The organism is Streptococcus suis (genome assembly GCF_902702775.1).
Lineage (GTDB): Bacteria > Bacillota > Bacilli > Lactobacillales > Streptococcaceae > Streptococcus > Streptococcus hashimotonensis.
This window is the reverse complement of sequence record NZ_LR738724.1, coordinates 859,611-886,487: the sequence shown is the minus strand read 5'-3', so window position 1 is coordinate 886,487 and position 26,877 is coordinate 859,611. Positions and strand designations below refer to the sequence as shown.

Sequence of the window (26,877 nt, the reverse complement as noted above, 5' to 3'; positions counted from 1 at the left end):
CTCCTTAAATTTATTTACTTATTAACTGATTGATAACAGCCTGAAAATCCTCAGGAAGCGGTGCTTCCAAATCAATCCTTTCGGCTGAAAAAGGATTGTCGAAGGCTAAATTATGACAATGTAAGGCTTGACGTTCTATCCCACATTCCAAACTTCCACCATACATATCATCTCCTAACAACGGAAATCCAATGTGAGAAAAATGAACACGAATCTGATGAGTCCGCCCAGTATGTAGTTGAATATCTACTAAATGAATATCTCCCCACGATTGCACAACACGATAGGAAGTATGAGCATATTTTCCATTCTTTGTCACACAACGGGTAATGATGCTATCTTCTGGACGACCGATAGGAGCAATAATATCCCCTGTCTCTTCTAGCTGCCCATTCCCCTTCACCAAAGCATAATAACGTTTATGAATAAGCTTGGCCTGTAACTGCTTATCGAGTCGTGCATGGGCATAGCCGTGCTTGGCAAACAGCATAACGCCTGATGTATCCCTATCCAGACGAGTCACAATATGAACCTGCTTATTCTCATAATTCTGCTCAATAAGATAACCTTTTACAAAATTTGCGATTGTGGATGAATGCAAGGCAGAAGGAATGGAGGCGTAGCCAACCGGCTTATTTATCGCCAGAAAATGATCATCTTCATAGACAATATCCAACGGAAAGAAAATCGGTTTTAAACTACCAGTCAAATCCTCTTCAGCAGGTATGTCAATTGTAACCCTATCTCCAATATCAAGCAAGTAAGTTGCATTTTGCTCAATATCGTTGACCCAGATATTGCCGCCGGTATACTTAATCTTTGCTAATAGGCCTTTAGAGACACCGTGTTTTTTAAGGAAAGTCTTTATTTTCGTATGCTGGTCAGCAATGAATTCAAACCGCATTACTCCACCTCTCCAATAAAGGCGTCCTTAACCCGATTCCAAAAACTAGTATGACTCGGTGTTGCAACAAAATGAATCTTACTATTGTCTATCTGATACTCTATACTTTCAATACTATCATAGACAAAAGTCTTATTGTCTACCGCAATCGAGTAACGGTCACTATGCTTTGGTTCAATCACAATCTTGTCTTTTTTAGGGACAACAACGGATGAACCCAAGGTGCGGTAAACACGATTGTTCAAACTTGCCACTTCTGCAATCTGCAATGCCTCGATTGTTGGATGTAAAACAGCACCACCTAATGACTTGTTATAAGCTGTTGAGCCTGTTGGCGTTGAAACCGAAATTCCATCCCCTCTAAAGCGTTCGAAGGGCACATTGTTAATAATAATATCTGCGACCATGGTCTTAGAAAGACGTTTTACTGTCGCCTCATTTAAGGCACGCGCCTCGACAATGCGGCCATCTGTCATCTTGACCTTAACATTTAAAATCGGATACGATACTCTAGCACCTGTATCAAGCTTAAGATTTTCAATCAGCTTGTCCACTTCAAAATCGCGATAATCTGTATAAAACCCCAAATGACCCGTGTGAATTCCTACAAAACGTACACGATCAATCAACTTTTCATATTTGTGAAAAGCAGATAAAAGCATCCCATCTCCACCGATAGAAATGACAATATCTGGATTTTTAGGAGTCAAAATAAAATTTGCTTCTTTTAACTTTGTCCATAATTCTTTGGACACCGCTTCGCTCTTAGGATTTCGACTAGCGAGCAGAGCGATTTTTTTTCTACCTGTATTCTTCATCTGTATCATCACTGTTGCCCACACCGTCATTCAGTTTGCGATAGGCAGGATCAAATAAGGCCTGCGCTTCTTGAATGTCGTTGCGGATTTTTCGCATCTCCTCATCTAATTCATAGGCAATTTTTGCTGTAACTTCCAAGCGTTTCTTGATTTCTTCTGGAAAATTCCCCTTATATTTATAATTCAGAGAATGTTCAATTGTAGCCCAGAAATTCATGGAAAGGGTTCGAATCTGGATTTCTGCCAGAACCGTCTCGTTGCCATTTATAGTATCCACAGGATACTCAATCACCACATGATATGAACGGTAGCCAGAGGCTTTCATATTGTTGATGTAATCCCGTTCATGCACAATTTGCATATCCTTGCGTTTCCGCAAAATAGCTAATACTTCTTCAATGTCGTCCACAAATTGAACCATAATCCGAAGACCGGCAATATCTTGCATATCTTGAGCAAGATTTTCCAATTTGATATGTCGCAGGGCCATTTTTTCTTTAATGGATTCAATCGGTTTTACCCGTCCTGTGACAAACTCAATTGGAGAATGCCGATTAGCCTTGCGATACTGCTTGCGAATCCCCCGCAGTTTGATTTTCAATTCACCAACTGTCTGAATATAGGGGTCTAAAAATTCTTCCCAGTTAAAGTCCATACGGCCCCTTTCTTGTCAAAACTTTTAAATTGTATTAGAATAACACAAAGACTAATCTATTATAACACATTGAAAGGGTTTACTGCATGAAAAACCACCTTGAAATTGAGTATAAAACCTTACTGACCAAATCCGAATACAAACGCCTGCTTACTGACTTTTCAGATGTGAGCCCAATTCTTCAAACAAACCACTACATTGATACCCCAGACCTAGATATGAAGAATCACCGCTTTTCACTCCGTATTCGTACATTTGAGGACTCAGCAGAACTAACCTTAAAAATTCCACAAGAAGTCGGAAATCAAGAATATAACCAAGTTCTAGACATCCAAACTGCTCATGATTTATTGGAAAATTTTCAACTACCTGCAGGACAAATTTCTGATATTATTTCTGCAACCGAAATTCCACTTGATAAACTTGCTGTCTGGGGTAGCCTCACGACAAAACGCTATGAGAAACAGACATCTATAGGCCTTATGGCCCTCGATGAAAATGATTATGTGGGACAAAAAGATTACGAATTAGAAGTCGAAGTGACCGATGCAGATGCAGGGAAAATTCTTTTTGATGAATTCCTTAAGAAGAAATCAATTCAATTCAAATATGCTAGTAGTAAGGTCGCACGAACAGCTGCCTACATGAAATAACTATAAAAAATCAGCCAAATAAGGTTGATTTTTTAGTTTCACTACTGAAAATTTTTCATTTTTTTGATAGAATAGAACTATCTATTGTAAAAAATACTTTTATGTCATCATAAAAGCTCAGTGTGTAAAAGGAGTTACTTTAAAATGGTACAACCACTCGGTGAACATAACATTAAATTATTCTCACTCAATAGCAACCGTGATATTGCTGAAAAAATTGCTGATTCTGCTGGAATTCCTCTTGGAAAACTGTCTTCTCGTCAGTTTTCGGATGGTGAGATTCAAATTAACATTGAAGAATCTGTACGTGGCGTAGACGTCTACATTATCCAATCAACAAGCTATCCGGTCAATAACCACTTGTGGGAATTATTGATTATGATCGATGCTTGTAAACGTGCTAGTGCCAACACCATTACAGCGGTCATCCCTTATTTTGGCTATGCTCGCCAAGACCGTACCGCTTCTCCACGCGAACCAATTACAGCTAAATTAGTTGCAAATATGCTGGTTAAAGCTGGTGTCGACCGTGTATTGACTCTTGATTTGCACGCTTCACAAATTCAAGGTTTCTTTGACATTCCAGTGGACAATCTCCTTACAGAACCACTTTTTGCAGCCTACTACATGGAAAAAGGACTCTGCGGAGAAGATGTCGTCATTGTGAGTCCTAAAAATTCTGGTATCAAACGAGCTCGTAATATCGCTGAATTTCTAAATGCACCGATTGCGATTATCGACTACGCTCAAGATGATTCTGAACGTTCTGAAGGCTATATTATTGGTGATGTTGCTGGTAAAAAAGCTATTTTGGTGGACGATATTCTCAATACTGGTCGCACTTTCTCACAAGCTTCAAAAATTGTCCAAGAAGGTGGTGCTACTGAAATTTATGCAGTTGCCAGCCATGGCCTCTTTGCGGGAACTGCAGCCCAACTCTTAGATGAAGCACCAATCAAAGAAATATTAGTTACCGATTCTGTTGCAAGCAAAGAACAGCATCCTAAAAATATCGCCTTCCTAACAGCTAGTGACTTGATTGCAGATGCCATCCACCGCATCCAAGAACATCAGCCACTCAGCCCACTTTTCAAATTTACTAGTCCTGAAAAAGAAAACTAGGAGTAAACTCTTTGATTTATTTAGATAATGCAGCAACCACTGCTCTATCTCCTGCTGCACTCCAACGGATGATCGAAGTGGCTCAAGAAAATTATGGAAACCCCTCCAGTATCCATCAAAGCGGTCGAAAAGCCAATCAATCTCTTAGACAAAGTCGTCAAGAGATTGCTCAGATTCTCTCCGCCTCTCCTGAACAAATTATTTTCACATCTGGAGGCTCCGAAGCTGATACTTTAGCTATTCAAGGCTATGCACTTGCACATCAATCCAAAGGAAAACACCTGATTACTACGGCTATCGAACACCATGCTGTCCTCCATACCATGCAATATCTAGAGGAGCGGTTTGGGTTCGAGGTAACCTATATCCAACCAGTCGATCAAGTAATCACCGCTCAACAAATTCAGGATGCCCTTCGACCAGATACTATTTTAGTCAGCGTCATGTTTGCTAACAATGAGACCGGTCAGCTACTTCCCATCAAGGAAATTGGAAAGCTCCTAGCCGATCATCAGGCCGTCTTTCATGTAGATGCTGTCCAAGCAATTGGAAAAATTGCAATTTCTCCCTCTGACTACGGAATTGACTTCCTCGCGGCCTCTGCCCATAAATTCCATGGTCCAAAGGGAATGGGATTCCTGTATAGTAAAGTTCATAAATTTGATTCCTTGATCCACGGCGGAAAGCAGGAACAGCAACATCGAGCAGGTACTGAGAATCTCCCTGCTATTGCTGCTATGGCTACTGCCCTAACAGAACAATATGAGTCCTTAGATACGCATCATAAGCATGTCAGTGAACTGCGACAACATATTATCAAGGGATTGTCTGGCTTAGACTATTATCTCAATCAGGCTGGACCTCATCTCCCTCATGTCCTTAATATCGGTTTTCCTGGTAAACTTAATGAACAACTACTCATGCAACTAGATTTGGCAGGTATCGCTGTTTCTAGCGGTTCCGCATGTACGGCAGGTGTTGTCCAAAATAGCCATGTTTTAGAAGCTATGTATGGAAAAGACTCCCATCGTCTGAAAGAATCCATTCGTATCAGCCTATCTGAAATCAATACAAAAGAAGAGATAGATACTCTTATCATCGAACTAAAGAAAATACTTGGAGGTTAAAATGGCATTCCAACAATCAGTTACCTTAAAAGATTGTAATTTTACTTATCACATTAGCCCTGCTATCAAAAAATATACACTCCGTGATAACACCTTTGAACAAAGCAAAGCAGGTCACTATCAGCTTACACGTCTTCTGGAAGAAATTCCAAATTCAAACCAAGGATTCCTCTTGAAAATTATTATCAATCAAGACCTAACTGGTTTTAAAATTAACATTACCGACAAGTCTGGTCTTCATCTGGTAAACATCTTTAAGCCAGAAAGTAACAAGGTTATTCAAGAAAAATTCTATTTCCTCATGGATAGCTTGATTGACCGTGACATCTTTACAAAAGAGGGTTAGTATGATTGAAATTCACTATCTTGACGCTTACAAGCAAGAACGTATCCAAACATTTGAGAATAAAGATGCAGCCATTCTGGCTTTTTCCGGTTGCTTAACCCTCCCAGACTATTATCCAGTTACCAGCATTACACAAGACGGACAAGCTCTGGATTACAAAGGGACAATCGGGGATCTCTATCGCTATTTACAAACACTAGATTAGACAGTTTCCTGTTTAATCTTTTTTTAAAATCAATCTGTTGATTTTTTCACAAACTTGGACTAGAATAGAATAAAGAACTGTTTAATATATAAATAATCGATAAAGCGTATTCTATCGAAATAAAGGAGTCTAAAGTGAAAAACGATAAAAAATCTGATATTCCACGCGCAACTGCCAAACGTCTATCCCTCTACTATCGCATTTTTAAACGTTTCTATGCAGGAAATATTGAAAAAGCTAGTTCAAAAGAAATTGCTGAAGCTATCGGAATCGATTCGGCTACCGTCCGCCGAGATTTTTCCTATTTTGGAGAGCTTGGTCGTCGTGGCTTTGGCTACAATGTCAAAGAGTTGATGGATTTCTTTGCGGATATTCTAAATGATACCTCCATCACCAATGTTATGCTTGTTGGAGTCGGGAATATGGGGCGGGCCTTGCTACACTATCGCTTCCACGAACGAAATAAAATGAAAATAGTCATGGCTTTTGAAGCAGATGATAATCCAGCTGTTGGAACGACAGATGAAAATATCCCAATCCATGCAATCTCAGAAATCAAGGAACGTATCAGCGAAGCAAACTCTCAGACAGCCATTCTAACGGTACCCAGCGTCAAGGCGCAAGAAGTGACCGATATTCTTGTTGAAGCTGGTGTTAAGGGGATTCTGAGCTTTTCGCCAGTTAACTTGTCTGTCCCAAAAGATGTCGTTGTTCAGTATGTTGATTTGACTAGTGAATTACAAACACTACTCTACTTTATGCGAAAAGGATAAGCAATGAAAAAACCAGTTATTGGTATTTCTGGAAATGAATATAAAACAGGGGATCATACAGAACCCCTGCTTTCTTATACCCAGACTTGCCTCGTACAAGCTATTGAAGATGCTGGCGGACTCCCACTCATCCTTCCTGTTACAGAGCCTGATGTGGCAAAATATTATATCCATCTTATTGACAAACTCATCCTAACAGGAGGACAAAATGTCCAGCCAAGTTACTATCACGAAGAAAGGACTATTGACAGCGATAATTATCTACCAAAGCGTGACGAGTTTGAATTAGCCCTCATAAGGGCTGCCCAAGAAAATCAGAAACCTATCTTCGGTATCTGCCGAGGTCTACAGCTCTACAATGTAGCTCAAGGTGGTAGCCTTCATCAATCAATTTCTGAACATTGGCAAGACATAGACGGACAAGAAGTCAGTCAAACGATTCAACTGACTCAAAATAGTCCACTTTACGACATATATAAGTCCGATCTGACTGTAAACTCATTTCACCGTCAGGCTATCAAAGACTTAGCATCTGACTTAGAAATCATTGCACTATCGGATAATCAACAGATTATTGAAGCTGTTCATTCAGCCTACCCAACTAAATTTTTAGGGGTTCAATGGCATCCTGAACTACTCTACGGTAAACGTGAGATTGAAAAAGACCTCTTCCACTATATTGTCAATAAACTTTAAAATAACTCACTTTCTTCTCTAAAAGAATAGTAATCCTTATTTCCAACAATTAAATGATCTAATAATACCAGTCCTAGCTTTTCGCAGGACTCTTTTAAATTCTCCGTAAATAGCAAATCATTCCTACTAGGTTGTACTGAACCCGACGGGTGGTTGTGAACGATGATAATCGATGTTGCCATGCATTTTACTGCGTAATGCAAAATTTCACGTGGTTCTGCAATGCTACGATTAACACTCCCAATAAAAATCGTTTTTTGACTGATAATCTGGTTCTGTGTATTGAGATAAAGTGCAACAAGATGCTCCTGCTTCTTATGCCCGATTTCATGAATCATCTTACGTCCCAACTTCTCACTTCCCAAAATTCTCTCATTTAAGAGTAGCTCTGATTGATTGATACGTTTTCCAAGTTCAATCATAGCCTTAATTTCAATCGCCTTGACGCGCCCAATTCCAGTCAAACTTTGCAATTCTTCAATTGATAATTCTCTTAGAGCCGCTAAACTCTCCAAACGATTCAATAATTTATTGGAGAGAATAGAAACAGGTTCTTTTTTTGTCCCAGTTCTAATAAAAATTGCTAGTAATTCCTGATTACTGAGACGCTCAGCTCCAACTTCTACTAAACGTTCTCTAGGTAGAATGGCCTCTTCTTTAAATTCAATTTGATACATAATTTCCTCCTCACCTATCTATTCGTAAAATCTCGCAAAAAAAAGAAGCCATATAAAACCAAAGAATATCTCCTCAGTCTTATACCACTTCTTTATCCTTAATATATAGATGTTTTATTGTCCATAATCATACTGATTATAACTCTTATTGAAGGAATCTAAGATGTCTTTTGCAGTTTCATTATATGGAGTTGTTGATTCAAGAACTCCTTTTACAATGATACGTTGTGTTGCATTATAGTCCGTACATGTTACCAAGGTAACTTCTGTACGTCCTTCTACATCATCAATGACATAGACACTTTCAGGCGAAACAATTTCCACACTATCAATAACGTAGGTGTAAACATTGGTCTTGTCAGTAATATAGATTTTCATGCCGTTTTTAGCACGATCAAGCGGTGAAAAGAGAACATCTGCCGCACCAGTTACACCAAAAATATGGTGGCTAGCCAACGCATAATTTCCTTTCCCCATCTCTTGGTTTTCCTTCATGGTACCAGCTCCATACATGAGCGAAGTATTGAAGACCCCTTTAAAAATAGGAAGGTTGATGCCAAGCTCGGGAACCGCAATTCCACCAATTACAGGTAAGCGTTGTGCATCCCACTGAGCTGCTAAAATAGCCTCTGTAGAAATAGACTGAACCTGATCGAAATCAAATGTTGTTTCAGCCTGTTTATTCTTTTCGATATCCTCTGTCGTAACATTGCTAATCTGGTATTTATTCGTATTCCAGCCGATAATAAAATTACGGATAGAGGTGTTGAATATCAACGCTAGGGAAATCAGTATCAATACAACTGTTAAAAGATTGCGCCAAAAAGAACCTTTACGCTTCTTCTTTTTTTCACGTTTTGACATGATTATTTATTCCTTTTCTTCTTTTATTTCGGCAGCATCTACCAAGGCAAAGGTCATGATTTTCGCTTCATCATTCAAGCGCATCACTTTTACACCCATGGTTGAACGACCAGTTTGAGAGATATTGGCAACACTTGTACGAATAATCACGCCAGTATCGGTAATAACCATAATATCTTCATCACCAGATACCGTTGTCAAACCTGCTAGAGAGCCATTCTTATCAGCAACTTTAAGAGTCTTGATACCCTTACCACCACGACCTTTGGTTGGATACTCACTGGCTGGTGTACGTTTACCAAAACCTTTTTCCGTCAATACGAGTACTTCTTGGTCATCAGAAATCATAGTAGCGCCAACTAACTGGTCTCCCTCGCGTAAATTGATACCACGAACACCTGTTGCTGTACGGCCCATATTACGAACATCTGTTTCAGTGAAACGTACAGAATAACCGAACTTAGTCCCCATAATAATGTCTGCTTGACCATTTGTTAAGAAAACATTGATGAGTTCATCGTCTTCTTTCAAATTCAAAGCTTTCAGACCGCTCTGGCGAATATTGGCAAATTCTGACACACTAGTCCGTTTTACAACACCTTGGCGGGTTGCAAAGAAGAGATAGCTATCTGCCTCCTGGTCCTTAGTTACATTGATAATAGTTTGAATTGCCTCGTTTTCTTCCAATTTAAGCAAATTGACTACTGGAAGTCCCTTTGCAGTACGACCATATTCTGGGATTTCATAGCCTTTGAGACGGTAAACACGTCCCTTGTTAGTGAAGAAGAGCAAGCGATCATGAGTGCTTGTAGAAACTAATTCTCGTACAAAATCATCATCCTTGACGCCAGTTCCTTGAACCCCACGTCCTCCACGCTTCTGAGCTTGAAACTCATCCTGTGCTAAACGCTTGATGTAGCCTTGGTTTGACAAGGTGATTAAAACATCCGTTTCTTCAATCAAGTCCTCATCTTCAAGGGAAAGAACTTCACCAACCATCAATTCTGTACGGCGTGGGTCAGCATATTTACGTTTGACTTCTTCTAATTCGTCTTTAATAATCTGAACAACACGCTCAGGTTTAGCTAGAATATCAGCCAAATCTGCAATCAATGCCACTAACTCATCATATTCTGATTGAATCTTGTCGCGTTCCAAACCTGTCAAACGACGAAGACGCATATCAAGAATAGCCTGACTCTGACGTTCAGAAAGGTCAAATTTCTCCATCAATTCAGCTTGAGCAATAGCATCAGTTTCTGAATTACGGATAATACGAATGACTTCATCAATATGGTCAAGTGCAATCAGCAAGCCTTCTAAGATATGAGCACGCGCTTCAGCCTTTTCTTTATCAAATCGTGTACGGCGAGTGACTACTTCTTTTTGGTGTTCAATATAAGACTCTAGAATCTGACGTACAGAAAGGATTTTCGGTACACCATTTTGGATGGCCAACATGTTGAAACTAAAGTTGGTTTGAAGCTGTGTTTGCTTGAATAGGTTATTCAAAATAACGTTAGCAGAGGCATCACGACGAACTTCGATAACAAATCGTACACCCTCACGGTTGGATTCGTCTCGAACAGCAGTGATTCCTTCAATACGTTTTTCTTGGACTAATTTGACAATATGTTCTTGAACCTTGGACTTATTGACCATGTATGGAAACTCTGTAACAACAATGCGTTCACGACCATTTCCATATTCTTCAATTTCTGTGCGGGAACGAAGAACTATTGAACCTTTACCAGTTTCATAAGCACGGTGAATTCCAGATTTCCCCATAACCAAGGCACCTGTCGGAAAATCTGGTCCAGGCAAGACTTCCATAATCTCACGTGTTGTTACCTCGGGATTGTCCATAACCAGCTTAACTGCCTCGATAGTCTCACCCAAGTTGTGTGGAGGAATGTTGGTAGCCATACCAACGGCGATACCAGTCGTTCCGTTAACCAGAAGGTTAGGGAAACGAGCAGGTAAAACCTCAGGCTCACGTTCACTCGCGTCATAGTTATCCGCAAAATTTACCGTGTTCTTGTTAATATCACGAAGCATTTCAAGCGCAATCTTGCTCATGCGTGCTTCTGTATAACGCTGAGCGGCTGCTCCGTCGCCATCCATGGAACCAAAGTTTCCGTGACCATCAACTAACATGTGACGGTAGCTCCACCATTGTGCCATACGAACCATTGCTTCGTAAATCGCACTATCTCCATGCGGGTGATATTTACCCATAACATCCCCTGTGATACGGGCTGATTTTTTATGTGGTTTATCTGGTGTAATTCCTAATTCATTCATCCCATACAAAATACGGCGATGAACCGGCTTCAGACCATCACGTACATCAGGCAGAGCACGCGAAACGATAACACTCATCGCATAGTCGATGAAGGATGATTTCATCTCATTGGTCAGATTAACCGTTACTAAATTTTTATCTTGCATTATATGCCTCTTTCAACAGTCATTGTGCTTCTATTATACCATATTGGCGAATAAATTTCTTTGTTGGAAACTAGCATGTAAACATTTTCAAAGGCGCTTTCACAAGTGACAAAAAGCTTAAAACATGCTAGAATGTATTATGGTCGGGATGAAGTCATCCCCAAATAAAACTAAGGAGATGTTTAGCAATGACTGCAACTAAACAACACAAAAAAGTAATCCTTGTCGGTGACGGTGCCGTAGGTTCTGCTTATGCTTATGCTCTTGTTAACCAAGGTATTGGTCAAGAATTGGGTATTATCGATATCAACAAAGACCGTACTCAAGGTGATGCAGAAGACTTGAGCCACGCATTGGCCTTCACATTCCCTAAAAAAATCTACTCTGCTGAGTATTCAGATGCTCATGACGCAGACTTGGTTGTATTGACAGCTGGTTTGCCACAAAAACCAGGTGAAACTCGCCTTGAATTGGTAGAGAAAAACCTTCGTATCAACCAACAAATCGTTACAGAAATCGTTAACTCTGGTTTCAACGGTATCTTCCTTGTTGCTGCTAACCCTGTTGACGTATTGACTTACTCAACTTGGAAATTCTCTGGTTTCCCTAAAGAGCGTGTTATCGGTTCTGGTACTTCTCTTGACTCAGCTCGTTTCCGTCAAGCATTGGCTGAGAAAATCGGTATCGACGCACGTTCAGTTCACGCTTACATCATGGGTGAGCATGGTGACTCAGAATTTGCAGTTTGGTCACATGCCAACGTTGCTGGTGTGAAATTGTACGACTGGTTGCAAGATAACCGCGATATTGATGAGCAAGGTCTTGTTGACTTGTTTGTATCTGTTCGTGATGCAGCCTACTCAATCATCAACAAAAAAGGCGCAACTTACTACGGTATCGGTGTTGCACTTGCACGTATCACTAAAGCAATCTTTGATGATGAAAATGCAGTACTTCCATTGTCAGTTTACCAAGCTGGTCAATACGAAGGTGTTGAAGATGTCTTCATCGGTCAACCTGCTATCATCGGTGCCCACGGTATCGTTCGTCCAGTCAATATCCCATTGAGCGAAGCTGAATTGCAAAAAATGCAAGCATCTGCTAAACAATTGAAAGACATCATCGATGATGCTTTCGCAAACCCAGAAATTGCAGCTGGTGTAAAAAACTAATTATATAAAATAGTAAAAAAGGTGAGCAATAGCTCGCCTTTTTTACCTTCTAATATCATAACGTAACATAGCAATTCCATCTGTGACAGTTGACTCTACCAAGAGCAATTTCTTTTCTTCCAAAAGTGAGGCAAAAAGTGGAATACCGTCACCCAAAATAGTAGGAATAATCCCAATAATAAGGTGATCAATCACTCCCGCCTCTAAACAGTCCTGAACCAGACTTGCCCCACCAAACAACCAAATATCTCCACCTTCTTGAGAGCAAAGTTCCATAATCTCCCCGATGACGTCCCTTACGAAACGCACATTACCATAGTCCGTCTGCTCAGTATGACTCGCAACGATAAATTGCTTTTCCTGATGTCCTTCAATCATTTCCAACGGACAATCTTCTAATGATTTTCTCCCCATCACAACTGTATCACAGTTGTTAAAGAAATTTTGATTATCAAACTGTAAGACCGTATCGTATTTATCGGTACCATGTCCTTCAATCCAATCGTAGCTTCCATCCTTACGTGCAATAAATCCATCTAAACTCATTGCAATATTTAACACCAATCGTCTCACAATTAACCTCATTTCATACCTTAGTGACAAACTATTATACCAGTCATTCTTCCTATTCTCAACCAAAAGTCCCTATAACTCCTCTTCCTTTGAATAGGACAATTATTCATTTCCTATACAGCAAAGAACATGATAAAAAGGTCACTGGACCTTATTCGCTTTCGTATTTTCAAGCTCATGATAAAAAGGTCCACTGGACCTTTTTATTTATTTAGATTTGATATAGTTGATACCGTCTGCTTTAGGAGCGACTGCTTTACCAAAGAAAGCAGACAGGGCAATAACAGTAATCAAATATGGTGCAATTTGAAGATAAACCGTTGGAATATCTTTCAATCCTGGTAATTGTCCACCCACTACTGCCAAACTTTGCGAAAGACCGAAGAATAGACTGGCAAGCATAGCGCCAATTGGATTCCACTTACCGAAAATTACAGCTGCTAGAGCGATGAAACCTGAACCTACGATTGTTGTTGCAGAGAAGTTGATATTCACTGATTGAGCACTTACAGCTCCACCAACACCACCAAGGAAACCAGCAATCAACACACCTGCATAACGCATAGCGTAGACATTGATTCCCAAAGTATCCGCTGCCTGCGGATGTTCACCTACTGAACGAAGGCGCAAACCAAACTTGGTTTTATAAAGGATGAACCAAGCAAGAAATGCTGTTGCAATAGCTACATAACCCATCAAGCTTGTATTTTTGAAGAAAATTTCACCAATGATTGGAATATCTGCCAAGATAGGGAATGAAAATTTACCAAATGATTCAGTAATACTATCAGTTTGACCCTTATTATAGATAACCTTGACTAGGAAAACTCCCAAAGCTGGAGCCAAAAGGTTCAACACCGTACCTGAGACAACGTGGTCTGCACGGAAATTAATCGTCGCCATCGCATGAATAGCGGCAAAGATAACACCAGCAAGACCTCCTACAATAACAGCTAATAATGGAGTAGCATTACCAAATGTCCCTGCAAATTCGATATTGAAAACAACACCAGCAAAGGCACCGATAACCATGATTCCTTCTAGACCAACGTTTACAATACCACCGCGTTCAGAGAAAACTCCTCCAAGACTGGTAAAGATTAAGGGTGCTGAATAAATCAACATTTGCGAAATGAGTAAGGCAAGAATTGAAACATTCATCTTATTTCGCTCCTTTCGCTTTATTTCTAGATTTTAATAATTGTTCAAAAATAAATTTCACACCGATAAAGAAAATGATTGATGCCGTAACAACGTTGATCAATTCAGGTGGAATCTGTGCACGTACCATACCTGGAGCACCGACAGAAAGAACACCGAATAGAAAGGCAGCCAATGGAATACCTAACGGTGAATTAGAAGCTAAAAGCGCTACTGACATACCATTAAAACCAATATCTAAGTTACCGCTTTGAATGTAAACGTTTTGGAAAGTACCCAAACCTTGGATAGCTCCCCCAAGACCCGCAAGAGCACCTGAAATAATCATAGATAGAATAATTGTACGTTTCGCAGACATACCCGCATAATCCGATGCTGTTGGGTTAAGCCCCACTGAGCGAATCTCAAAACCAAGAGTCGTTTTGGTCAATAGGAACCAAATCACAAAAACTGCAATAATGGCAAAGAAAATACCAATATTCATACGTGAGTTATCTGTCAATGCACGGAGCCACTCTGTTTGGTAAGAGGCATTTGCTGACACGTTAACTGTCGAGTCTGTATTCTTCATCAAACTATCTGCAAATACATCACGAATGATATAGTTACATGAATAGAGTAAGATGTAGTTCATCATAATCGTAACGATAACTTCACTTGTTCCCAAATAGGCACGTAGAATACCTGGAATAGCTCCAGCAATACCGCCTGCCAACATAGCAATCAAGACTGTTCCCAAAATCAAAACTGGACGTGGTAAGTCAGGATTCGCCAAGGCAAACCATCCAGCAAAAACCCAACCAACATAGGCCTGACCAGACAAACCAACGTTGAAGAAACCTGCACGACTAGCTACTGCGAAACCGAGAGCAGTGAAAACAAGTGGTGCCATTGCACGGAAAATTTCACCAATTGATTTGATATTACCAAAAGCTGAATAGAATAACTCTTCATAGCCCCAAATTGGATCGTAGCCAAAAACAAGCATGACAATCGCTCCAAGTAGGATACCACTGACCACAGCCATTAATGGAAGGGCCAAATTCTTATATTTATTAAGCATGTTCTTCTCCCTTCTCAATATGTCCACCTGCCATCAAGACGCCTAACTCTTGTTTATTGGTCTTAGCAGGTTCAACAATACCATGGATGACACCATCATGGATAACAGCAATTCTATCTGATACATCCAAAATTTCATCCAATTCGAAGCTGACAACAAGAACAGCCTTACCCTTATCACGTTCTGCAATGAGACGCTTACGAATATACTCAATAGCACCAACGTCCAAACCGCGTGTTGGTTGGCTAACAATGAAAAGGTCTGGGTTGCGATCGATTTCACGCGCGATGATAGCTTTTTGCTGGTTACCGCCTGAAAGAGCCTTGATTGGAACGAGTTCACTCGCCCCACGAACGTCAAATTCTTCCATTAATGCGCGTGCTTTTTCATTAATGATATTATAGTTCAAAATACCATTTTTTGAAATCGGTTCTTTATAGTAAGTTTGAAGCGCAAAGTTCTCAGCAACAGTCATCGGAAGAACTAGTCCATCGCGATGGCGATCTTCGGGAACGTGGCTCACTTGCATTTCTGTAATTTTACGTGGAGTTTTACCAACTACCTCCTCACCTTTGATAGTGATTGAGCCAGATTTTACCTTACGTAAACCAGTGATTGCCTGAATCAACTCACTTTGACCGTTTCCGTCGATACCGGCAATACCAACAACCTCACCTGCTCGAACATCAAGCGATAAGCCCTTAACTGCTGGGATACCACGGTTTTCATTGACAACCAAATCCTTAATTGACAAAATGACTTCTTTAGGACTCGCTTCAACTTTCTCTGTTTTAAAGGAAACGGAACGTCCAACCATCCACTCAGCCAAATCTTGGTTTGTTGCTCCTTCAACGGCAACTGTTTCGATTGATTTACCTCGACGAATAACTGTTACACTATCGGCAACTGCACGAATTTCATCCAATTTGTGCGTAATCAAAATAATAGATTTACCTTCTTCAACCAAGGCTTTCATAATTTTCAAGAGCTCTGCAATTTCCGCAGGGGTCAATACAGCTGTCGGCTCATCAAAAATTAAAAGGTCGGCTCCACGGTAAAGTGTTTTAAGGATTTCTACACGTTGCTGTGCACCCACAGAAATATCTGCAACCTTTGCAGTTGGATCAACTTCAAGACCATATTTAGCAGAAAGTTCTTTTATTTCTGCGATAGCTTTTTTAAGGTCAATCACGCCACCTTTGGTGGTTTCAGAACCAAGAATGATGTTCTCAGCAACTGTGAAAGCATCAACCAACATAAAGTGTTGGTGCACCATACCAATACCCAATTGGGCTGCTTTGGATGGAGAGTCAATCTTCACGGATTGACCGTTGATAACAATTTCACCGCTTGTAGGTTCCAACAAGCCAGCAAGCATGTTCATCAGAGTAGATTTACCCGCACCATTCTCACCAAGAAGGGCATGGATTTCACCACGTCTGACATTCAAATTGATGTGGTCATTTGCTACAAATTCACCAAATATCTTAGTGATATTGCGCATTTCAATGACATAATCCTTAGTCATAATCTATTATCCTTTCTGACTATAGCCTTCTGAAAATTCTTCAGTACCACTTTAGTACTTAAAATTCTTCATCAACTATACCATTTTTGTCAGTAAAACCTACCATAGCTGATAGGCTTTACTGAGAAAAATCTCAGCCCGAAAACGGCGACCCCGTCGGGTCGCCGAATCGGAATTGTCGAAAAGAAATTCATTAAGGTTTTTCAGGAACTTCTACTTTGCCATCCAAGATAGCTTGCTTAGCATCTGCAACTGCTTTAGAAGCATCTTCTGAAAGGTTAGTTTCTGCCAATTCAACACCTTTATCTTTCAATGAGAATTGAAGTACTTGACCACCAGGGAATTCACCTGCGACAGCTTTAGTTGCAATATCTTTAACTGAAGTACCAACTTGTTTCAATGTTGAAGCCAATACAAAGTTAGAAGACTTACCATCTTTAGAAGTGTATTCACCTTCTGCTGATTGGTCACGGTCAACACCGATTACCCAAACTTTATCTGCTTCATTACGAGTTTCATTTTCTGCTTTAGCAGCAGCAAATACACCGTTACCAGTACCACCAGAAGCGTGGAAGATAACATCTGCACCTGCAGCATATTGAGCAGCTGCAAGAGTTTGACCTTTAGCAGCATCACCAAATGAACCTGCATAGTCAACTGTAATCTTGATATCTTTGTTTACAGACTTAGCACCCGCAACGAAACCAGCTTCAAAGCGATCGATGATAACACCTTCCATACCACCGATGAAACCTACGTGGTTTGTTTTAGTTGACTTAGCTGCAGCAACACCAGCAAGATATGATGCTTCATGGTCTGCGAAACCTACGCTAACTACGTTGTCTTGATCTGGAACAACACTATCCACGATTACATAGTGTGTGTCAGGATTATTTGGTGCAACCTCAGCAATCGCACTCTCCAAGGCAAAACCAATACCGAACACAAGGTTGTAACCACCAGCAACAGCTGAATCAAGGTTTGTGATGTATTCTGATTCATTAGCTGATTGGAAGTAATCGTAGCCATTACCTTTAGAAAGACCAGCTGCATTACCCCATTCTTGAAGACCTTCCCATGCAGATTGGTTAAATGAACGGTCATCAACACCACCAATGTCAGTAACGATAGCAGCTTTCACAGATGTGTCCGCTGATGAAGATGCTTCTGAGCTACTGCTTTTTGAAGCACGGTTACCACATGCAGCCAAAGATACAGCCGCAACAGCTGCTAGACCAAGTCCAACAAGTTTCTTGTTCATTTCTGAACCCTCCTAAAAATCTTTTTGCAACTACATTGTTGCAGAGTAATATTGCTACAGTCAAATGACTGTCATACAGACTAGGTTAAGTCTGTAAAGGAATATGGAAGTAATTCCCCGACTGTCATCTCGACTGTCGATTTATCTTTAGCGACCAAGGTCACTTTTAAATCCTTATCAAAAAATTCTGCCATAACTTGGCGACAAGCTCCACAAGGAGATATTGGCTTTTCTGTTTCACCATAAATAATGATCTCAGAAAAATCTTTCACACCTTCAGAAATGGCCTTGAAAATAGCTGTCCTTTCAGCGCAATTGGTCAAACCAAAGCTCGCATTTTCAATGTTTACACCCGTAAATATTTCCCCTGTCTTAGCTACAAGAACTGCACTAACTGGAAACTTTGAGTACGGTACGTATGCTTTTTGACTGTTTTTTACAGCTAATTCAATTAAATCAATAGTCTCCATCCGCCTGTGCTCCATTCATGATTGCCACGCCTGATGACGCACCAATACGAGACGCTCCTGCTTCGATAAAAGCAATAGCATCTTCATACGAACGTGCACCACCTGAAGCCTTCACTCCCATATCAGGACCTACTGTTTTTCTCATTAAGGCAACATCCGCTACTGTAGCACCGCCTGTAGAAAATCCTGTAGATGTTTTAACATAGTCCGCACCAGCTTCTTGAGATAATTGACAAGCTTTCACTTTCTCATCATCAGTAAGAAGGCATGCTTCGATGATAACTTTGACTAGTTTATCACCACTTGCTTCTACAACAGCTTTAATATCCTCCAAAACCAAATCGTAATTTCCAGTCTTCAGAGCACCGATATTGATAACCATGTCAATCTCATCTGCTCCATTTGAAATTGCATCTTTTGTTTCGAATGCTTTTACAGCAGGTGTGTTTGCTCCGAGAGGGAAACCAATAACCGTACACACTTTTACATCACTATCTTTCAAGCTTTCAGCTGCTAAAGCGACCCAAGTTGGGTTAACACAGACACTTGCAAAATCATATTCTTTTGCTTCTGCCAAAATCTTTTCAACCTGCTCTTGTGTTGTCTCAGGTTTCAAGATTGTATGGTCAATATATTTATTCAATTTCATGGTTTTCTCCGTACATTAAGAAATAATCTCTATGATTTCTTTCGTTTTTACACTTTCTTTATCTATTTTAACATTTTTTTGGAAATTTGTAAGCATGTTTTCCGAAATATTTTCATTGGCATAAATCGTTGCGATTTGTTCACCCTTAGAAACAGCTTCCCCTACTTTCTTATGGAAAACAATACCTGTTTCATAATCTAAATCGTCTGTCTTGACTGCGCGACCTGCACCAAGTTTCATTGCAAAGAGACCGAATTCCAACGCAGGAAGCCCCACAAGGTATCCATCCTCCTCCGCAAGAACTGGAACTTGCTGTGTAACCTGAACTGGACGATATAAATCTTCTAAGTCACCACCTTGGGCAAGGACCATCTCTTCAAATTTCTTCAAAGCTGCACCATTGTCAATATGTTGGCGTACTTCTTCAATGCTTTTCTCAACATTTGCAAGCCCCAACATAATTTGGGCTAGTTCACAGATAAATTCGGTAACATCTTCTCGACCTTTACCCTGTAAAATTTCAATAGCCTCTAAAATTTCCAAACGATTTCCAATCGAAGTTCCAACTGGTTGAGACATGTCAGTCAAAACTGCAACTGTCTTACGCCCAACCGCCTTCCCAAGATCCACCATGGTTTGAGCTAGAACCCGTGCTTCTTCAACGGTCTTCATGAAGGCGCCTTCTCCCACTGTTACATCTAGAAGAATCGCATCCGCACCTGCAGCAATTTTCTTAGACATTACCGAGCTGGCAATCAGTGGAATAATGTCAACGGTTGCTGTCACATCTCGAAGGGCATAGAGTAATTTATCAGCTTTGACAAGATTGTCTGACTGTCCAATAACTGCAACACCAGTATCTTGAACTTGCTTGATGAAATCTTCTTGACTAACTTCAATCTGGTATCCTTTGATTGACTCTAACTTATCCAAAGTTCCGCCAGTATGACCAAGTCCACGACCGCTCATCTTTGCAACTGGAATATCAAAACTTGCTACCAATGGCGCTAAGATGAGTGTAACCTTATCTCCGACACCACCTGTAGAATGCTTATCTACCTTGATGCCTGGAATTGCAGACAAATCAATCTGTTCACCTGTTGCAACCATGGACATTGTCAAATCAGAAATCTCACGTGTTGACATCCCTTTGAAATAAATCGCCATCGCCAAGGCTGACATTTGATAATCCGGTACTGTCCCGGCTACATATCCATCAATCAACCATTTGATTTCTTCAGACGATAGTTCTAAGCCATCACGCTTTTTTTGAATTAAATCAACTGCTCTCATTCTCTCACACTTTCAAGGATGTAGTAACCCTTGTCTTTCTTTATAATCTGGCAGTTGCCGAACACCTCTTCCATCTTAGCCTTGGCACTCGGTGCACCTTGTTTCTTTTGAATGACAATGGTCAAGGTTCCGTTTACCTCTAAGCGTTGAAAGGCTCCAGCAATTACTTCATGTACAACCGATTTTCCGGCCCGAATAGGTGGATTTGAAACAATATGATTGAATGTTTCGTCCACGTTTTCGTAGATATTGGATTGATAAATTTTAGCGGTAACACCATTCCTCTCAGCATTTTTTGTAGCTAAATCCAAAGCTCTGCTATTAATATCAATCAGTGTTGTCTTGGTGCTGAACACCTTAGCAAGTGTCAAACCAATTGGGCCATAACCACAACCAACATCCAACACCGATGCCCCTTTTTCAAAATGAAGGGTTTTTAAAAGCACTTGACTACCATAATCAACCATCTTCTTGCTAAAAACACCTGCATCTGTCATGAAAGACATTGGGGTGTCTAGTAAGTTTACGTGGATTTCATGAATATCATGTGCTACTGTAGGATTTTTTTCGTAATACATATTGGACATGTACTTATTATAACATTTCCTAAAAACGTTTTCAAGAGTTTTTCTTACATGAAAAATATGATAAAATGAAATCGATATTGAAACGCTTACCTATAGGAAGAATTATGTATGAAAAATGAATTTTTAAATTTTGAACAAATTGACCGAGCCACTTGGCAACAACTACATCGTAAGACTACCATTCCACTTAGTCAAAGCGAACTAAATTCTATTAAAAGTTTTAACGACCGCATCCAATTACATGAGGTTTCTGACATCTATCTTCCTTTGGTTAATCTTATCCATATCTATCGGAAAGCACGCAAAGACCTAAATTTTACGAAGAGTTTATTTCTACAGAAAACTATCAAGCCTCAACCGTTTATCATTGGCGTTTCTGGAAGTGTTGCTGTCGGCAAATCAACAACTAGTAGATTGCTGCAAATTCTTATCGCTCGGACATTTAAACACGCCAAGGTTGAATTAGTAACAACAGATGGATTTCTCCATCCAAATGCGGTTTTAGAAGAACGGCAACTGTTAAATAAAAAGGGGTTTCCTGAGTCCTATGACATGGAGAAATTGATTGATTTCCTTGATAAGATAAAAAACGGCTACGACTGCCAAATTCCTGTCTATTCACATGAAATCTATGATATTGTCCCCAACAAAACTCAGGAGATTAAGTCTCCAGATTTCTTGATTGTTGAAGGAATCAATGTATTTCAAAATCCACAAAACCAACGCCTCTATGTCAGTGACTATTTTGACCTATCTATATACGTTGACGCTGATGTGGAGCATATTGAAACCTGGTACTTGGAGCGATTCCAAAAATTATTGACATTGGCAAAAAATGACCCTAACAACTATTACCATCGTTTTACCCAGATGACGTACCCTGAGATTCTATCTATTGCCCAGAATACTTGGAAAAACATTAATCTAGCTAACTTAGAAAAATTCATTGAACCAACCAGAAACCGTGCTGATATTATTCTTCATAAGGCCGAAAACCATGAGATTGATAAAATTTATCTAAAAAAATAAATTTCACTTGTCAAAAATACTCTTTTCAGATATAATGGTATAGTTAGTACAAGAAAGGGTGGAGGTGAAACCATTGGCAAACATTAAGTCAGCTATCAAACGCGCTGAATTGAACGTTAAACAAAACGAGAAAAACTCAGCACAAAAATCAGCTATGCGTACTGCAATCAAAGCATTTGAAGCTAACCCATCTGAAGAGCTTTTCCGTGCTGCTAGTTCAGCAATCGATAAAGCAGAAACTAAAGGTTTGATTCACAAAAACAAAGCAAGCCGCGATAAAGCACGTCTTGCATCAAAACTTGCTTAATTAAAAAAGAAACCTTTGGGTTTCCTTTTTTTTGTTTTTTCCACCATAAGGAGGCGAGACAAAGTGGATCAATTTTTCCCTCGATGAATAACATCATTAACTCGTCAACCACAAAGCCCTCACTAAGATTCTACACCTAGTGAGGGCTTTATGTTCGTTTTCATTATTCTGTGGGTGAGGCGGAGCCATCATGGATGTCTTTCCCACTCCCTATTTTTTTATTATTAGGGAAGAATACGCTCCTTGAGATTCAAACTAATTCGTTAGAACCAATCTGCCAGTTCAAATGTATAGGTTTGATCATTATAATAGTACTGATACTCTCCTACATCGCCCAAAGCCTGAAAAATAGCATTATTTTCAGTAGAGGCCAATGTAATCATTTGTTGCATTGCTTCTGCTGTTCCGAATTGCAAGACTACTTTATCCGTACCTTGTAGTCGCTGATCAGTGATGGACTGTAAAACTGCAGCTTCATCAAAGCTTGTGAAATAGACTCCCTTTTGAACATAGTAATTCAATGAATTATCTGTGCACTTTGGATAGGTCAATGCTCTAGGTTCGTAATATTGTTCTTCTCCCCAGTAGTCGAGGAGGTCGGTATCAGCAATTCTACTTCTCTCTAAGATTTCATCAGGGACACATAGATAATCGTATGAAATATCTGTATGTGCTTCTCCACTTATAGCTTGATCAAAAACTGGGTCTCCCCAAGTCGTATCAACTCCATAGTATTGTCCATTTATCTTGATTAGATTCCAAGCATGCCCAAACTCACCGTTTTGCCCATTTTTTGCAAGCCCTGTGACATAGATACAATCAATGCCTGCTTTTTTACATAAATATTGGAAGGTGCGACTATAGCCAGCACAAACCGATTTCTTATCTAAGAGTACACTGGTAATTCCTTGGCTTCTCCACGTGACAGAGTTGGTCTGTAGGGCTTCAAGGTCGTAATCCGTTTGCTTTATAATCACCTCGTAAAAATATTTAACCTTCTCATAGTCCGACCCTGTTGGTGCCTGAGCAAGTATCTTATTCACTTCCTCTTCTATTTTATTTCGTGTCGGAGATAAATCAGTCGGATACGCTGGCTCTTCTAAATCCAATATATCCACTCCGCCAGTCATTGCCGCTTCATCTGTTAGCCAGTAAAATTCTGGATAATCATGAGCGACAGAAAAATAGACGCGCGAATATATTTCATCATTAACAGAATCAATATCAATCACTTGCATCCACTTGCTGAGTCCATTAACAAATTGGAGATAGACACGACGTTCCTTATCAGTATCCAATTGTTGGTAGTAGAAATTTCCTTGAACCTCTTCTTTTAATGCTGTTAATTCTGCTTCTAGTTGCTTTTTTTCTTTAGAAAATTCAATTTTAGCTGCTTCCAAACGTTCACTCAGCTCTTGTCCTCCTCCTGAACAAGCAGAAAGGACTGTCGCCGACAATAATATGGTTAAAACGCCACGAGAAACTTTCCTCATATTTACCTCCATTCTTGTTTAAGTATAACATAATTAGGAGGCTTCTGACAAACTACACAAAAAAATTAGACTAGAATTTTCCTAGCCTAATAATATTGTTTTATTTAGGTAATCCTACCTCAAAAATAGTTCCTTTCGGTTGGTTATCTCTAACAGAGATTTTCCCACCTAGTGTCTTAATAATTTGCTGAGCCAACGATAATCCTAGACCGAAACCACCTTTTTGACGTGTTCTGGCCTTATCAACTCGATAAAAGCGATCAAAGATTTTCTTCTTATCGGCATCGCTGATTCCCAAACCATTGTCGGTAACTGTGAAGTAGACAGATTTATCCTTGATATTAGCTGTAATTTGAATTCTGCCATCATCGTCGGTATACTTCATGGCATTGTCAAATAAAATGGTAAGTAACTGTTTAATCAGGACCTTATCTGTTCGAATCGGCTGATGAATCAAATTATTAACTGTTAGTGTTTTTCCATTTTCTTCGGCAATCATAAGGTAATTAGCAAAGATTTCATCAAAATAATTCGGTTGGACATCGATCATATCGACTTTTAAGCCATCATCACGACGAGCCAAATTGAGCAGGTTTGTTGTCAATAATCGCATATTTCGAACTTCTTCCAAACTAGATCCGATGCTTTCACTACTCTCTAAAATCGTCGCTTCGGGATGGCGAAACAGGCTCTCCAAACGATTTTGGAGAACAGCCAGCGGCGTACGCAACTCATGACTAGCATTTTCGACAAAGTCCTTTTGTTTTTGATAGCTGATTAGAATTGGACGCATGCTAAGATTTGATAGGTAAATACTGGCCAAGATAGAAATGAGCCAAGCTGATACCATAACAATAGCAACTGTCGATTCATAGGTCTCAATGGAGGATTTTATCTGGCTGACATTCACTAAAATTGTCGCATATTTTATATCATAGGACGAATAATAACCTAGTTCATCTGTAGCCAGCTCAATCGTCACATAGCGATAATCTTCAGACATACCGAAGCTTGATTCAACCGTTGCTTCCTTAATTTCGCCCAATTTTTCCTTATCTAACGGTAGGTCGGCCAAACCAGTAAAAGTATCCGGATTGACCATTTCTCCACTTTTACTATAGAGTAAGACATGAGTATTGACACCTAATCTCAGCTGATCTCCATCTCTAGTATTTTTTTGATCTTTAGAAACAGGCATGCTATCTGAGCTAGAGCTCGTCGTTTCTTCACTAGTTGGGCTATCTTGAAGTATAAAGACAGAGTTGGGCTCATAGGTTCTTGCGATTGCAAAACCAACAGCCATCGCTGGTTCTTCCTTAATCCGTTTCAAGGTATTATCGGAATTTTGATACATAGTTGAACGCATTAATTGAAAAATGATAGCTGTCATCAAGCCAAAAATCAGGGTAAATACTGCAAAATAACGGATAAAGAAGGAAAATTTATCCGTATACACTAATTTTCTGATTCGCTTAGGCATTTTTTAGAATGTACCCGACACTACGCAGGGTTTGAAGATTTTCCCCGAAGGTCGTTCCTTTCAACTTTTTCCTAATTTTAGAAACATATACTTCTACTACTGAAATAGTAGTGTCACTGTCAAATCCCCAAATACGGTCAAAAATTTGAGTTTTTGGCAAGATAACATTTTGATTTTGCAAGAAGTAGACTAGTAGATCGAATTCTTTTCCTAGCAATTCAACTTCTTCGCCATTTACAGTTGTAGAGTTTGTCGATAAGTCAACGGTCACGTCCCCATAAGTTAGTGTGTTTTCATTAAACTTACCCGCTCGTTTTAATAGAGCTTGAATTCGCATCTTCAATTCTTCTAAATAAAACGGTTTTGTCAAGTAGTCATCAGCTCCCAATTCAAAACCATGGCCTTTATCCTCTAGACTTTCCTTGGCTGTTGTAATCAGAACAGGGGTCGTAACACCTTTTTCACGTAACTCTTTCAAAACTTGGAAGCCATCTTTTTCAGGCAACATCAAATCCAAAAGAATCAAATCATAAACGCCTGTTTCCGCCTCATAAACGCCCTCTTCGCCATCAAAAACCTGTATAACATCCGCAAAATCATCTAAGAAATCGAAAACAGAATTTGATAGGCTTAAATCATCTTCCACTAACAATATTTTAATCATCATATACTCCTTATGTTTCGGTTTAATAAACAAACCAAAGACCTGGACACAGGGCATGGTCTTTAATAGAAATGGTTAGATAAAGTCCCGTTGTGACCATCTTAAAAATGAATGATCGGGTAGGCTTTAGCTAACTATTTATTGATACGTGTTCATTATATCATGGAACAAGTAGAAACCAAAATCTCAATGTTTATTGATTAGAAGAACTACTATCCCCTGAAATGTGAGCTTTAATTTCTTGATTCTTCTCTTTTAAAGCATTCACTTCATCAGAAGAAGTACTCGAGTTTGACTGGGTTGCTCCACTTGTTGCATCAGGAGGGGTTGTACCTTGGCTAGGACCTCCTTGACCTGGTGGCATGCCTTGGCTAGCTCCACCTTGGCCTGGTGGCATGTCTTGGGGAGCTCCACCTTGACCTGGTGGCATACCTTGGCTAGTTCCACCCTGACCTGGTGGCATGCCTTGGGGTACTCCACCCTGTCCTGGTGGCATGTCTTGGGGAGCTCCACCTTGACCTGGTGGCATACCTTGGGTATTCGCAGATGCGGCTACCTGTCCATTCGTTGCTGCAGAATTATTTTGCGCCAAACTTGCCTGACTTTGTGTTGAAACTCCTGTTGAGCTTTTCGAAATACTCATTCCCCCTGCAAAGCCCAAGGTAGCAGCTGAAATCACAACAGCAGCTAGTACTGTTTTTGACTGTGACTTAAATTGATTAATAAATGACATGAAATTCCTCTTTTCAATAGAATATTATCAGAATGAGGCCCACTAAATAACTCCTCTTTACCTGATGATAATAGTATATTACTAAAAACTTAAACCAAGCTAAAGAAATCCAGCATTTTTATA

The 26,877-nt window shown here is 39.8% G+C and carries 29 protein-coding genes; 10 read left to right on the top strand and 19 right to left on the bottom strand.

The genetic code is table 11. The annotated features are described in order from the left end of the window. Window positions 1-10: 10 nt before the first annotated feature. Genes GPW69_RS04435 through GPW69_RS04425 form a run of 3 tightly spaced genes read right to left on the bottom strand, consistent with a single transcriptional unit; the run spans window position 11 to window position 2,377 of the window. The gene (locus GPW69_RS04435) at window positions 11-904 is read right to left on the bottom strand and encodes an RluA family pseudouridine synthase (RefSeq protein WP_012027041.1); all 894 of its coding nucleotides are present in this window, start codon (window positions 902-904) and stop codon (window positions 11-13) included. Continuing rightward, window positions 904-1,722 carry an NAD kinase gene (locus tag GPW69_RS04430; protein WP_002935241.1) on the bottom strand — a complete coding sequence of 273 codons (819 nt, stop codon included), beginning with the start codon at window positions 1,720-1,722 and terminating at the stop codon, window positions 904-906. The genes GPW69_RS04435 and GPW69_RS04430 overlap by 1 nt, the downstream gene beginning before the upstream one ends. Beyond that, window positions 1,706-2,377 (bottom strand): GTP pyrophosphokinase, encoded by a 672-nt coding sequence (locus tag GPW69_RS04425; RefSeq protein WP_002935242.1) that lies wholly within the window; start codon window positions 2,375-2,377, stop codon window positions 1,706-1,708. Before GPW69_RS04425 ends, GPW69_RS04430 begins: the two co-directional genes overlap by 17 nt. An 86-nt stretch (window positions 2,378-2,463) precedes the next feature. Here GPW69_RS04425 and GPW69_RS04420 point away from each other — a divergent pair, with 86 nt between their 5' ends. The 7 genes from GPW69_RS04420 to GPW69_RS04390 all read left to right on the top strand — a co-directional run bounded on the left by GPW69_RS04420 (window position 2,464) and on the right by GPW69_RS04390 (window position 7,299). Further along, the gene (locus GPW69_RS04420; RefSeq protein WP_044690785.1) at window positions 2,464-3,030 is read left to right on the top strand and encodes a CYTH domain-containing protein; all 567 of its coding nucleotides are present in this window, start codon (window positions 2,464-2,466) and stop codon (window positions 3,028-3,030) included. Window positions 3,031-3,174: 144 nt separating this feature from the next. After that, the gene (locus GPW69_RS04415; RefSeq protein ID WP_012775438.1) at window positions 3,175-4,152 is read left to right on the top strand and encodes a ribose-phosphate diphosphokinase; all 978 of its coding nucleotides are present in this window, start codon (window positions 3,175-3,177) and stop codon (window positions 4,150-4,152) included. An 11-nt stretch (window positions 4,153-4,163) separates the two neighbouring features. Then, window positions 4,164-5,279: a cysteine desulfurase family protein gene (locus GPW69_RS04410; RefSeq protein WP_024402189.1), complete on the top strand. Its 1,116-nt coding sequence runs from the start codon at window positions 4,164-4,166 to the stop codon at window positions 5,277-5,279. 1 nt (window position 5,280) lies between these two features. Next, window positions 5,281-5,625, top strand: coding sequence for a DUF1831 domain-containing protein (locus GPW69_RS04405; RefSeq protein WP_024402190.1), 345 nt, complete (start codon window positions 5,281-5,283; stop codon window positions 5,623-5,625). Between the two features lies 1 nt (window position 5,626). After that, window positions 5,627-5,830 carry a DUF4649 family protein gene (locus tag GPW69_RS04400; protein WP_024378702.1) on the top strand — a complete coding sequence of 68 codons (204 nt, stop codon included), beginning with the start codon at window positions 5,627-5,629 and terminating at the stop codon, window positions 5,828-5,830. A gap of 134 nt (window positions 5,831-5,964) precedes the next feature. Next, the gene (locus GPW69_RS04395; protein WP_002935251.1) at window positions 5,965-6,603 is read left to right on the top strand and encodes a redox-sensing transcriptional repressor Rex; all 639 of its coding nucleotides are present in this window, start codon (window positions 5,965-5,967) and stop codon (window positions 6,601-6,603) included. 3 nt (window positions 6,604-6,606) lie between these two features. Then, entirely contained in the window at window positions 6,607-7,299 is a 693-nt protein-coding gene (locus GPW69_RS04390) for a gamma-glutamyl-gamma-aminobutyrate hydrolase family protein (RefSeq protein WP_074391081.1), read from the top strand. Here GPW69_RS04390 and radC read toward each other — a convergent pair. The 3 genes from radC to gyrA all read right to left on the bottom strand — a co-directional run bounded on the left by radC (window position 7,296) and on the right by gyrA (window position 11,291). Next, a complete protein-coding gene (gene radC, locus GPW69_RS04385; RefSeq protein ID WP_002935253.1) occupies window positions 7,296-7,976 on the bottom strand; it encodes a RadC family protein in 681 nt (226 codons plus the stop codon). The two genes, GPW69_RS04390 and radC, sit on opposite strands and share 4 nt — an antisense overlap. 114 nt (window positions 7,977-8,090) lie before the next feature. Further along, window positions 8,091-8,840, bottom strand: a complete 750-nt coding sequence (locus tag GPW69_RS04380) for a class A sortase (RefSeq protein ID WP_024385286.1) — start codon at window positions 8,838-8,840, stop codon at window positions 8,091-8,093. A gap of 6 nt (window positions 8,841-8,846) precedes the next feature. Then, window positions 8,847-11,291 carry a DNA gyrase subunit A gene (gene gyrA / locus GPW69_RS04375; protein WP_024383413.1) on the bottom strand — a complete coding sequence of 815 codons (2,445 nt, stop codon included), beginning with the start codon at window positions 11,289-11,291 and terminating at the stop codon, window positions 8,847-8,849. A gap of 188 nt (window positions 11,292-11,479) precedes the next feature. Between gyrA and GPW69_RS04370 the strand changes: the two genes are divergently transcribed. Next, a complete protein-coding gene (locus GPW69_RS04370; protein ID WP_002940816.1) occupies window positions 11,480-12,463 on the top strand; it encodes an L-lactate dehydrogenase in 984 nt (327 codons plus the stop codon). Between the two features lie 42 nt (window positions 12,464-12,505). Here the strand turns inward: GPW69_RS04370 and GPW69_RS04365 are convergent, their stop codons facing one another. The 9 genes from GPW69_RS04365 to GPW69_RS04325 all read right to left on the bottom strand — a co-directional run bounded on the left by GPW69_RS04365 (window position 12,506) and on the right by GPW69_RS04325 (window position 21,048). After that, on the bottom strand, window positions 12,506-13,036 hold the full coding sequence (locus GPW69_RS04365) for a dihydrofolate reductase family protein (RefSeq protein ID WP_024402194.1): 531 nt from the start codon (window positions 13,034-13,036) through the stop codon (window positions 12,506-12,508). A gap of 207 nt (window positions 13,037-13,243) precedes the next feature. Then, window positions 13,244-14,197, bottom strand: a complete 954-nt coding sequence (locus tag GPW69_RS04360) for an ABC transporter permease (protein ID WP_002940834.1) — start codon at window positions 14,195-14,197, stop codon at window positions 13,244-13,246. A 1-nt stretch (window position 14,198) separates the two neighbouring features. Beyond that, window positions 14,199-15,260, bottom strand: a complete 1,062-nt coding sequence (locus tag GPW69_RS04355) for an ABC transporter permease (protein WP_002935270.1) — start codon at window positions 15,258-15,260, stop codon at window positions 14,199-14,201. Further along, entirely contained in the window at window positions 15,253-16,788 is a 1,536-nt protein-coding gene (locus tag GPW69_RS04350; RefSeq protein ID WP_002935272.1) for an ABC transporter ATP-binding protein, read from the bottom strand. The genes GPW69_RS04355 and GPW69_RS04350 overlap by 8 nt, the downstream gene beginning before the upstream one ends. Before the next feature lie 193 nt (window positions 16,789-16,981). Continuing rightward, window positions 16,982-18,049: a BMP family lipoprotein gene (locus tag GPW69_RS04345; RefSeq protein WP_002940836.1), complete on the bottom strand. Its 1,068-nt coding sequence runs from the start codon at window positions 18,047-18,049 to the stop codon at window positions 16,982-16,984. Window positions 18,050-18,129: 80 nt separating this feature from the next. Then, window positions 18,130-18,519, bottom strand: coding sequence for a cytidine deaminase (locus tag GPW69_RS04340; protein ID WP_002940839.1), 390 nt, complete (start codon window positions 18,517-18,519; stop codon window positions 18,130-18,132). Continuing rightward, window positions 18,506-19,168, bottom strand: a complete 663-nt coding sequence (gene deoC, locus GPW69_RS04335; RefSeq protein ID WP_024418109.1) for a deoxyribose-phosphate aldolase — start codon at window positions 19,166-19,168, stop codon at window positions 18,506-18,508. Before deoC ends, GPW69_RS04340 begins: the two co-directional genes overlap by 14 nt. A 15-nt stretch (window positions 19,169-19,183) precedes the next feature. Continuing rightward, window positions 19,184-20,461, bottom strand: a complete 1,278-nt coding sequence (locus GPW69_RS04330; RefSeq protein ID WP_002940851.1) for a pyrimidine-nucleoside phosphorylase — start codon at window positions 20,459-20,461, stop codon at window positions 19,184-19,186. Further along, entirely contained in the window at window positions 20,458-21,048 is a 591-nt protein-coding gene (locus tag GPW69_RS04325; RefSeq protein ID WP_029188321.1) for a class I SAM-dependent methyltransferase, read from the bottom strand. The genes GPW69_RS04330 and GPW69_RS04325 overlap by 4 nt, the downstream gene beginning before the upstream one ends. Window positions 21,049-21,156: 108 nt before the next feature. On the opposite strand from GPW69_RS04325, the gene coaA reads away from it, so the two are divergent. Both coaA and rpsT read left to right on the top strand, forming a co-directional pair. Further along, on the top strand, window positions 21,157-22,077 hold the full coding sequence (gene coaA, locus GPW69_RS04320) for a type I pantothenate kinase (RefSeq protein ID WP_002935283.1): 921 nt from the start codon (window positions 21,157-21,159) through the stop codon (window positions 22,075-22,077). Between the two features lie 58 nt (window positions 22,078-22,135). Further along, window positions 22,136-22,384 carry a 30S ribosomal protein S20 gene (rpsT, locus tag GPW69_RS04315; protein WP_012027069.1) on the top strand — a complete coding sequence of 83 codons (249 nt, stop codon included), beginning with the start codon at window positions 22,136-22,138 and terminating at the stop codon, window positions 22,382-22,384. Between the two features lie 263 nt (window positions 22,385-22,647). Here rpsT and GPW69_RS04310 read toward each other — a convergent pair whose 3' ends face one another. The 4 genes from GPW69_RS04310 to GPW69_RS04295 all read right to left on the bottom strand — a co-directional run bounded on the left by GPW69_RS04310 (window position 22,648) and on the right by GPW69_RS04295 (window position 26,754). Then, complete coding sequence (locus GPW69_RS04310; RefSeq protein ID WP_074391082.1) at window positions 22,648-23,877, bottom strand: transglutaminase domain-containing protein; 1,230 nt, start codon at window positions 23,875-23,877, stop codon at window positions 22,648-22,650. A 100-nt stretch (window positions 23,878-23,977) separates the two neighbouring features. After that, the gene (locus tag GPW69_RS04305) at window positions 23,978-25,357 is read right to left on the bottom strand and encodes a sensor histidine kinase (RefSeq protein ID WP_024413750.1); all 1,380 of its coding nucleotides are present in this window, start codon (window positions 25,355-25,357) and stop codon (window positions 23,978-23,980) included. Then, entirely contained in the window at window positions 25,350-26,021 is a 672-nt protein-coding gene (locus GPW69_RS04300) for a response regulator transcription factor (protein ID WP_074391083.1), read from the bottom strand. Before GPW69_RS04300 ends, GPW69_RS04305 begins: the two co-directional genes overlap by 8 nt. Window positions 26,022-26,214: 193 nt before the next feature. Continuing rightward, the gene (locus tag GPW69_RS04295; RefSeq protein WP_024413749.1) at window positions 26,215-26,754 is read right to left on the bottom strand and encodes a hypothetical protein; all 540 of its coding nucleotides are present in this window, start codon (window positions 26,752-26,754) and stop codon (window positions 26,215-26,217) included. Between the last annotated feature and the right edge of the window lie 123 nt (window positions 26,755-26,877).